General features: G+C 38.8%; 8 protein-coding genes. 7 read left to right on the top strand and 1 reads right to left on the bottom strand.

Going from position 1 to position 8,530, the window contains the following annotated elements; genetic code table 11:
- Positions 1 to 53 precede the first annotated feature (53 nt).
- Positions 54 to 410, bottom strand: a complete 357-nt coding sequence (locus GC093_RS21085; RefSeq protein WP_171653887.1) for a winged helix-turn-helix transcriptional regulator — start codon at positions 408 to 410, stop codon at positions 54 to 56.
- A gap of 242 nt (positions 411 to 652) precedes the next feature.
- Between GC093_RS21085 and GC093_RS21080 the strand changes: the two genes are divergently transcribed.
- The 7 genes from GC093_RS21080 to GC093_RS21050 all read left to right on the top strand — a co-directional run.
- Positions 653 to 1,303: a hypothetical protein gene (locus GC093_RS21080; protein WP_216624738.1), complete on the top strand. Its 651-nt coding sequence runs from the start codon at positions 653 to 655 to the stop codon at positions 1,301 to 1,303.
- A 436-nt stretch (positions 1,304 to 1,739) separates the two neighbouring features.
- Complete coding sequence (locus GC093_RS21075; RefSeq protein ID WP_171653886.1) at positions 1,740 to 3,014, top strand: CFI-box extended C-terminal domain-containing protein; 1,275 nt, start codon at positions 1,740 to 1,742, stop codon at positions 3,012 to 3,014.
- Between the two features lie 935 nt (positions 3,015 to 3,949).
- Positions 3,950 to 4,426, top strand: coding sequence for a hypothetical protein (locus GC093_RS21070; protein ID WP_171653885.1), 477 nt, complete (start codon positions 3,950 to 3,952; stop codon positions 4,424 to 4,426).
- A 290-nt stretch (positions 4,427 to 4,716) separates the two neighbouring features.
- Complete coding sequence (locus GC093_RS21065) at positions 4,717 to 5,922, top strand: hypothetical protein (protein WP_216624737.1); 1,206 nt, start codon at positions 4,717 to 4,719, stop codon at positions 5,920 to 5,922.
- Between the two features lie 308 nt (positions 5,923 to 6,230).
- Complete coding sequence (locus tag GC093_RS21060; protein ID WP_171653883.1) at positions 6,231 to 7,010, top strand: stalk domain-containing protein; 780 nt, start codon at positions 6,231 to 6,233, stop codon at positions 7,008 to 7,010.
- A 415-nt stretch (positions 7,011 to 7,425) separates the two neighbouring features.
- Entirely contained in the window at positions 7,426 to 8,103 is a 678-nt protein-coding gene (locus GC093_RS21055) for a hypothetical protein (RefSeq protein ID WP_171653882.1), read from the top strand.
- Between the two features lie 223 nt (positions 8,104 to 8,326).
- On the top strand, positions 8,327 to 8,530 hold a 204-nt coding region (locus tag GC093_RS21050; protein ID WP_171653881.1), incomplete at its 3' end, for an NUDIX domain-containing protein.

Below are 8,530 nucleotides of genomic sequence, written 5' to 3'. Positions count from 1 at the left end.
GTTACCTAAACGGGCAGAATAGTTAATCAAGAATTAGGAAGTTATAAACAAATTTATCTCGCAATTACATCCGTTTCATTGGAATCGTTCATCTTTGCTTGATAACCTAATCCCCATTCTGCCATTGCATCGATAATTGGTCTGAGAGTATTGCCCAAATCAGAAAGAAAATATTCTACTCTTGGTGGAACCTCTGCGTATGCCTTGCGTTCTATGATTCCATCATCCTCCATTGACCGTAAATTTTGTGTCAACACCTTCTGGCTAACACCAGATATTCCATTTCTAAGTTCTCCAAATCGTTTTGTACCACTCAATAATTCACGAAGGATTAGAGTTTTCCACTTATTGCTTATTAAACTAACAGTAGTTTCTACGGGGCAAAGAGGGAGTTCTTTTTTTGTATCCATAAAATGACCTCCAATAGTTACTAAAAGGTACCTATACAACTTTAAGGTACCTACTTCACAATAGGTACTAATGTGTATATCATAAGTTTATGATTCCAATGACGACATGTCCAGCGGTTTTATATCGCAAAGAATTTACTATAAGAGGAGGAGATGGTTAAGGGACTTACATTATGAATCTGGATGTAATAACTTTCAGGCGTTATCCAGGAAAGTAAGCCTTATTAAGGGAGGAAGCCAGTATGAGCACACAAACTATTACTTACGACCTCGGGACGCTGCCAGAAAGAGCGCGACCTCAGTTCGTGACCGCAAACCCGACTACAATAGGCGGGCGGCAGGCATTGCGAGTTACGCTGACGGACGAGGCTTCAAAAGGCGAACCCAACGTTGATTTCATCGATATGCCGACTTTCTTGATGATTCCTGGAGATTTCAAGAACGGAATTATATCGGTAAACTTGTTCAGCAAGTTACGAGATGATGCTCCGGCTTACGCACGTGGGTTCGCAGGCCTAGCATATCGCATAAGCGATAGTAGGGATGTCTTTGAAGCAGTCTACCTTCGCCCGTTAAACGGATTAAAGACAAAACCCGAACCCCCTCGCCATAAACGTGCCGTCCAGTACTTCGCATACCCTGATTGGCGGTACGAACGTCTGAGACAAGAATATCCAGACGGCCGTTTCGAGGCGGGAGCGAATATCGGGCCAGCCGAATGGGTTAATCTCACGCTGGAAATTAACGAGACACAACTGAAGGTATTTGTCGATGGAGACGAGTGCATTTCATTAGACAAGACTAAGGTAGAGGTAACCAGAGGAAATATTGGTCTGTTCGTAGATATCGGGACTGAGGCTTTCTTTTCTGAGCTTTGTATCACACAGCATTGATCCCTTCGAAAAGGATAAGGTGTTAAGCTAACGGATAACGTTAGTTCAAAGACAACAGCGGCAGTCTAAGACTTTATTTTTCAAGTCTTGGTCCGCCGCTGTTTGATTTTTTGTCCAGTCTAATACTTAAATTTAGAAGGCTGATGATCTTCAATCTCATAAACCCCGTTAAATCATGAATATTTCGGTGCGGCAGAGCCGCTTGGTTAATGAGTGAGAGCTACGTTGTTAACGAAATAAAACCAGCTTGTTAATAAGGAGAGCCATCACTAAAAATATCGACTTCCCTGTTTATAACATTCAATTATCGTTACCTGTTAATGCAAGATGAAGGAGATTCCTATTTAGTCACGAATTACCTTATAAAATTAGAAATGAATTGCCTCGAGTCTAAAGAAGATTACAACAGAGTATCCAAAATATGCGGAGGTAGACGATGGAGGATTTTGCAGATTACACATTCGATGAAAGTGACTTTATTAATAAGGTTTATGTTGATGACGAGAGTAAAACCAAAATCTACATCAAACAATATGGCGAATATTTAGAAAAAGTGATGCGGCATACTTTTTCAGTAACGTTAAAAAATATTGAAAAAGAGATGCGGGACTCTTTAATAGATGCAGGCGTACCTGAGTCAGAAGTTAATGCAACTTTTGCATCCAAAGAATATAAAATATACGTAAATAAATACGTCTCAGAAGCTTATATTGCTCAATGGAGGCATACTTATAGTGCACTAGGAATACTAAAGCACAAAAACACAAATAAAGTAAATGACATTCTAGGGAAATTAAGTCATGAGTGCGGACACTTTATCAAGAACAATATAAAGAACGTAAGAATTCAAAATACATTATATAGTGCTGTAAAAGCTTTTTTACAAGACGCAAACGGGTATGCAAAAGGCCCAATAGCTCTCGAGTCTATGCACCAATTGTTTGGCAAAACAGATCTTCATAAAATAATAGATGCCGTACAATTTGGTGAAAAGCCTTGGGAAGGGGATGCACCCTTGAAAATGCATCCCATGCCTCCAGTAAATGCTGAGAAAGCAGCGGGAAAGTGGCAGGCGAAGGAATCGAAGAAGGAGAAATACATACCTGAATCAAAGGCCAATCCCAAGCCAATGTCCATGCACAAGCCAAAAGATGAAAAAACTCAGGCAACCGACAAACCTCGCAACAAGGAGGCGACATCCACCTCGTCACCCAAACCCACCGTAAGACTCATCAGCGTGGAGAAGCAAGGTGAGTACATGAATTTGTCCTTTGAGGCAAGCCATCCAAGCGGTATTCAAGAGTATCATCTGTACCGTAACAACAAGAAAGTACGGACAGTCAATAGAAACCAAGTGCGCGATCCCGTTGGAGGATTAGCATATCCTGCATGGTACGAATATAAGATTAAAGCTTTAAGCAACGATGGAACAACGTCTGACTTCAGCAACGAAATCCGAAAAAAATACGATATTGATAATTGTTTCATCGCAACGGCCGCATACGGATCGCTGCTGGAACCAGATGTGGTACTCTTCAGGAGATATCGGGACAGTGTTTTAAAACGAACGATGTTGGGGCGCTCCTTCATATCCGTGTACTACTCCACCTCACCACCGTTTGCTAGGTTGATTGAGAAACATGATACTACTAAGAAGATTATTCGCTTCTTTCTTTCCTATCTAGCGAAAGCGATTAAGAAACATTTATAAAACGAAGTTGTTATAGGGACGCGGGAAGGGAAGTCCGACCGCTAATTGTTCCATAAAATATACGACAGAAGTCCAATGTAGTAAATATGATAAAGAAAACTAATCACGTTATTATCTTGAAAATATTGAATAATATCCTGGGACGCACCGATAGTGACATTACTATGAGGAATCAGTTCAACTGCTCTAGTCACATCATTTTTCAAAAAGTATGAATATCCATCTTGAAACATACATTCACATCCTGCTTCGCATAATGCAACTAATGTGTAGTTCAACTATTCTGCTCGTTAGCCATGCATGCATTTTTTTCTGCACCACAGGGCATTAAAGTTAGTTTCGTTCTTTCATGGTAGTTCAGCGAGGGTTATAACCCCTCGTCCTTCGTTAATTACCACAATACGGTTTTCTAGTGTCCATTTTCATTGCTAAAACTGCCTGCCCTCAACTGGCTCTCGTACAATAACACCGTGGCTCTGACTCATTAACCTAATGGCTCCATGAGACTGAAATATTCATTGCCGCGCTTCATAATTGTTAAGGAGGTGACAGGAGGGTAAAATGAAAAAAAGCTGCTTGCTGCTGTCGATGGGTTCGATTGCTGACAAGTCAAATCAACATCACCAGTCTAGTACTTTATTTTCACTGAACAACTCCACCTATACTTTGATGACATTTCGTATAAATTCCCCAGCGCTTCTAGCTATCGCGTCACAAAGTTCAGAAATCCGCAAGCCCACGAGACCATCAATAGGAAGATATCGAACCGTCTGACCTTTACCGTTTTTCCAGACAACCGTATCAGTAAATGGACAAGAAGGTGATAAATTGATCTGGAATTATGATGTAATTACTAATAACATCGTTGTTGCTAAAAAACCTGCTAATTTTTTGGATAGCCTGCTGGAAATCGGAGAATGGAAGAGTGAATCCAAATGAACCAAGAGAACGTTGCTATTCATCCTAAAGTATTTGAAATGATCATCGCCAATCAGTCTCATGAGCTGTTAAGTCCTGAAATACAAATGATGCGGTCTATTGAGCAGGGGGTGTATACTGCCGTAACACCATCGTTGACACACACGCTGTTATTGACTCCATTTATTCAAGATCAGCCAGGTAAGGCTCAGCAACTCACGTTGTTGTTAAATCATTATCCAAATTTGTCCATGATATCAATCGATGATGAAGCAGCTCAATTCATGGCTTTTTATCAAGCCAGGTATGCAGCGAACCATTTAGATCTTTGGGATACTTCTACGTTAGCCATTGCTAAAATTTCCAAGGTGGATAAGGTTTATTTTCCGTCGCTCTCTAACGGGAACAAGAACGAAATAGAATCCTTTAAGATGGCAGAAATTGAGGATTACTTCGAAGAACGAAAAAAGCGCAATAATAAGGAAGAAGTATGAGTTATTACATATTGTCTCCATTCCGCCGGCTTCTGGCGGGAATCTGTGAATAAGCTTAGCAAAATGATTAAACGTAAGCAGCCGAATGCTGCGCCAGACTTAAGGCAGATAGTGATTAGAATAATTATATTCTAGTCATATTGCCTTTTTTGTTTTTTATATGATAGTCTCAAAGAACTAAATTATCCGTTATATCTCTTTTAAATGATAATTTTTTCATAAGATAGTATGGTAAAATATAGAATAAAATAGTTGTTATTGTCTGAAGTGGCTGAACAAAGTTCGAAAGGATGTTAAAACCAATGACTTCATTTTCCATCACGGTATCTACTATCGCATTAATCGCTATCGTCACTGCTGTCGTTTTCTTCATTCGAAAAGCTAATGAAAAATCTGAAGCCGCTGCTAAGAAAGAGTACTTTGAAACTATGGAGGAAATGCTTCACGATAACAAGAATACACCGTTTAAATTAGGTGCTATGAACGGACGTATTCGTGGATGGATCGAGAAATCGAGAGTTACCCACCTTAATGTGGTTGATCTCAAGACACTAAAGCCAATACATACCTTCTATAGTCTACAACAACTGCTCGACTCATTTGAATGTGATCCTTCTGAAGTAGATGAACTCAAAGATCAAGAGGAGATACTGACTGATCTCCGCTGTTTTCTTGAGGAAGAGTTGGATGAAGATGCTAGGATAAGCTATAAGGAGTATACGCCTCCCCCTCGACAGATAAATAAGAATCAAATGAGTATGTCATACGAGCCTATGGAACCGAATACCAGCAGAGACAAATTCGCCCATAAAGACAGGAAGCCTCTAACAAAGCGAGTTGATTACGATCAATTTGTGAAAACATCTAAAGATTCTGCTAACATGAACAAATCCGTTAATCAATCAAAAATGAAGTCCAACGAAAAAGAAAAAGCGAAAGATTCGCTGTTACTTTTAAGTCTATCAGAGAAGTACACCGCGATTGGAAATATCAATTATAGTCGTAGTACGATGACAGGAACACAATTAGCGAAAGCCATTAATGATGACTTTCAGGTTATAAATAGTGGTGACAGCGCAATTTGGAGAGCGAAGATAGGATATTTGTATCAAGAAATGGAGTCTTATTTTGGGAAAGCAGAAGTTTCGGAGGTTGCCTCACTTACCAATAGTGATAGGACCCAAACATTCAATTTACAATTGTTCGGCAATAATTCGGAAATGGCTGAAAAAGGTATACTTGATCAAAGTACAACGTCATTGTTTGAGTTTAATAATATTTTTGACAGGTTGGAATGTGTGGTGCGGTATCTTTATGAGGAAGATGATATAGTAGTACCCATGTATTTTTTCTATTCTAATCATAAAGATCAGGAGCCCATTTTGATTGCGCCCTTACATTTTGGAGAAAGTATCGATCTCAAAGCACAATCGTTTTATAAAAAGTCACTGCATGTTTATGACCAACTGAAAAAAGAGGGAACTTCTAACTCTTGAGAATTTGTTTCAGTGGGACTTTATTATCCGTTGATTTCCCCTTTGGCGACTGACCAGTGGGGGGATTTATTGATTTATTAACTCTTTCCCGCCAGGTTTGATTCGGTATTCCCCTGGGGCCAATTTTTCGTCAACCACTTTGTTTTTTTTCCGTCCACAAATAACGTTATGTATGATAATATTCTACTACAAAAAAGTCAAAATTAGGTTATTTCCATGTCATTTTTAGGAAAATAGTACTACCCAACTAACCCTAAAGCGTTACAATGGTGAATGAAAAACAAAACAAGTGAGAGGGGAAGTAATACGTGAAACGTAAACTTATAATCTCAGCTGCCTTGTCAGTCACCATTTTAGGATCAATGTCCATCGGCGCTTTTGCAGCTACGAACCTTGAAGAAATATCCGCTTACCTTAACAAGGGCCTCGGTCTCAAACTCAACGGAAAAGCATGGCAACCTAAAGATGAGGACGGTAAAGCGACATTTCCTATAACTTACAACGGAAGCACCTATTTACCGGCTCGCGCAGTCGCGGAAGCTCTGGGCACTAAAATCGGATATGATGCCGAGTCAAATACAGTACTTATCGGTGAAAATGGTGAGACCATACCATCTAGCAGCACGCCTGGGAAATTGAGAAATAACCCCGCAAAGCTTGGGCAGAAGACTGAATTCGCGGTTAGTGACATCTTGAATGAGTATTCCGGAACGCTTTCCGTTGATCAAATGATCCGCGGTGAAGAGGCTTGGAAGATGATTGCCTCCGCCAATAAATTTAATGAGGCTCCTAAAGAAGGATACGAGTACATTCTTGCCAAGATTAGCATTATAATCACCAACAGCAAGAGCAAAGATAAACAAATTGACGTCAGCCCTATTGACTTCGTAGCTGTATCTTCGGATGGAAAAGATTATAATAGAGCCGGCATTGTGGAACCAGCTCCGACAATTAGATCAAAGCTTTACGAAGGCGCTTCAAATACCGGCTGGGCGGCGTTTTTAGTTAAAAAGGACGATCAAAATCCTGTTATTACATATGGTAGAAAGTATGACGGCAGCGGTGGTGCTTGGTTTACCATAAAATAGAAGTATGAGGCCTCGGATAAATCCGGGGCTTTTTATGTGCGATAGGTGGATAAGGTTTATTTTCCGGCAACTCTCTAATGGAAACAAAAATAATGTAAAATGAATCCTTGATATTGACAGAAATTGATGAATACTTCAAAAAATTAAGGCTTTTGGGAAAGGTTATAACCGTTAGGGGATACTTGGAGTAGTGGCTCTAACTGACCAACTGTGACCTTTCGGGTCATATTTGGCCTTTTTTATTTACATGATGACTAATGGTAGAATATGTACTTACTTGTCGAAATATGATGACCAAATTTAGATATATTTGGTATAATTGTCCGAGTAGTCTTTTAGTCCAAATAATGGGAAATTAACTTCTAACATAGTTAGGTTGAGTTTATTCTACTTATTTATAGAAAGTAGTGATATTTTGAGTACTGAAACACAGAGAAACTTTAAAAAGAGAATGAAAGAAATAGAGAAAAGCGAATCAACTAAAGAAGAGTATTTTAGTCATGTTGAGGGTGGTTATGTAAAGGGGAACTATCTTAGAAAAAGGTTTAAACAGAGAGTTAAATGGGGAAGCGGTTTTCTAACGGTTATAGTGCTGTGTTTGGTAGTATTTGGCTATTTTGCTAGTGAAGAAAAGAAAAAAGATATCAGAGAGATAAAAAGTTATTTGGAAGGAATAGAAAGTCTGGATAATCAATTTAAGTCTGAGTACGATGAAGGAGTAGGAGAATATAATAAATTCGCTTCTGGAGGGCTAAAGAAAGAACAATTGGAACTTGACCTGAGAAATAGGTTATATAGAATGTCTTACATACTACAAAATGGATTGATAAAATCGACTAGAGTGCGTGAGCTTGATGATTACTATAAAAACAAATATGATTTATATAGTTATTATATAGCCTCTATAAATGGATTATTATCAGCTGTATCTTCTGGTGATTACTCTAAGATAAAATCAGATTCTAAGGTTGCTGAAATGCAAGAATTAAATACTAAATCTTTAGAACTCATTGGGGATATGTTTGGAAAAAGGGGAATAAAATACGAAATTTCTGGAAACAAAATAACTTACTACGTAGAAGAACCTAAGTAACTTAGTATCACTCTCAATTCAAGCTGATACACTGAGGTAGCTAGAAATGGTCCAGAAAGATTTATTAGCAATGCTATTGAAGGTATCAAGAGAAGCAAAGTAGGGAGCCCCAGTTGTATTAAACTACGAAAATAAAGTTTTCTTAGTGCTTCATAGCTCAAACTAAAAACTACATGCTACTATCGTAGGAGCTTGGATGAATTAGATTTTGGAGGTCGAAATGATGATAAGTGTTAGAACAATGACAGGTGCTTTTCTTTTCAATAATGATGATGTTTTAATGCTGAAACGTTCAAGTATTAAAAAGATAGCGCCAGGCTTATGGTCGTGTGTCGGAGGTCATGTGGAAGCTCATGAGTTCAACTCGCCAGTAATTTCATGTTTTCGTGAAATAGCAGAAGAGACGGGAATTTTGCAAAATGAAATC

It is taken from the genome of Paenibacillus foliorum (assembly GCF_013141765.1).
In the GTDB taxonomy this organism is placed as follows: domain Bacteria; phylum Bacillota; class Bacilli; order Paenibacillales; family NBRC-103111; genus Paenibacillus_S; species Paenibacillus_S foliorum.
Note: the sequence above shows the minus strand (reverse complement) of the source record. Positions and strands in the feature narration are given on the sequence as shown.

Coding starts and splice junctions, on each gene's coding strand:
- GC093_RS21085 (WP_171653887.1), bottom strand. CDS start 410: ATGGATACAAAAAAAGAACTCCCTCTTTGCCCCGTAGAAACTACTGTT.
- GC093_RS21080 (WP_216624738.1), top strand. CDS start 653: ATGAGCACACAAACTATTACTTACGACCTCGGGACGCTGCCAGAAAGA.
- GC093_RS21075 (WP_171653886.1), top strand. CDS start 1,740: ATGGAGGATTTTGCAGATTACACATTCGATGAAAGTGACTTTATTAAT.
- GC093_RS21070 (WP_171653885.1), top strand. CDS start 3,950: ATGAACCAAGAGAACGTTGCTATTCATCCTAAAGTATTTGAAATGATC.
- GC093_RS21065 (WP_216624737.1), top strand. CDS start 4,717: ATGTTAAAACCAATGACTTCATTTTCCATCACGGTATCTACTATCGCA.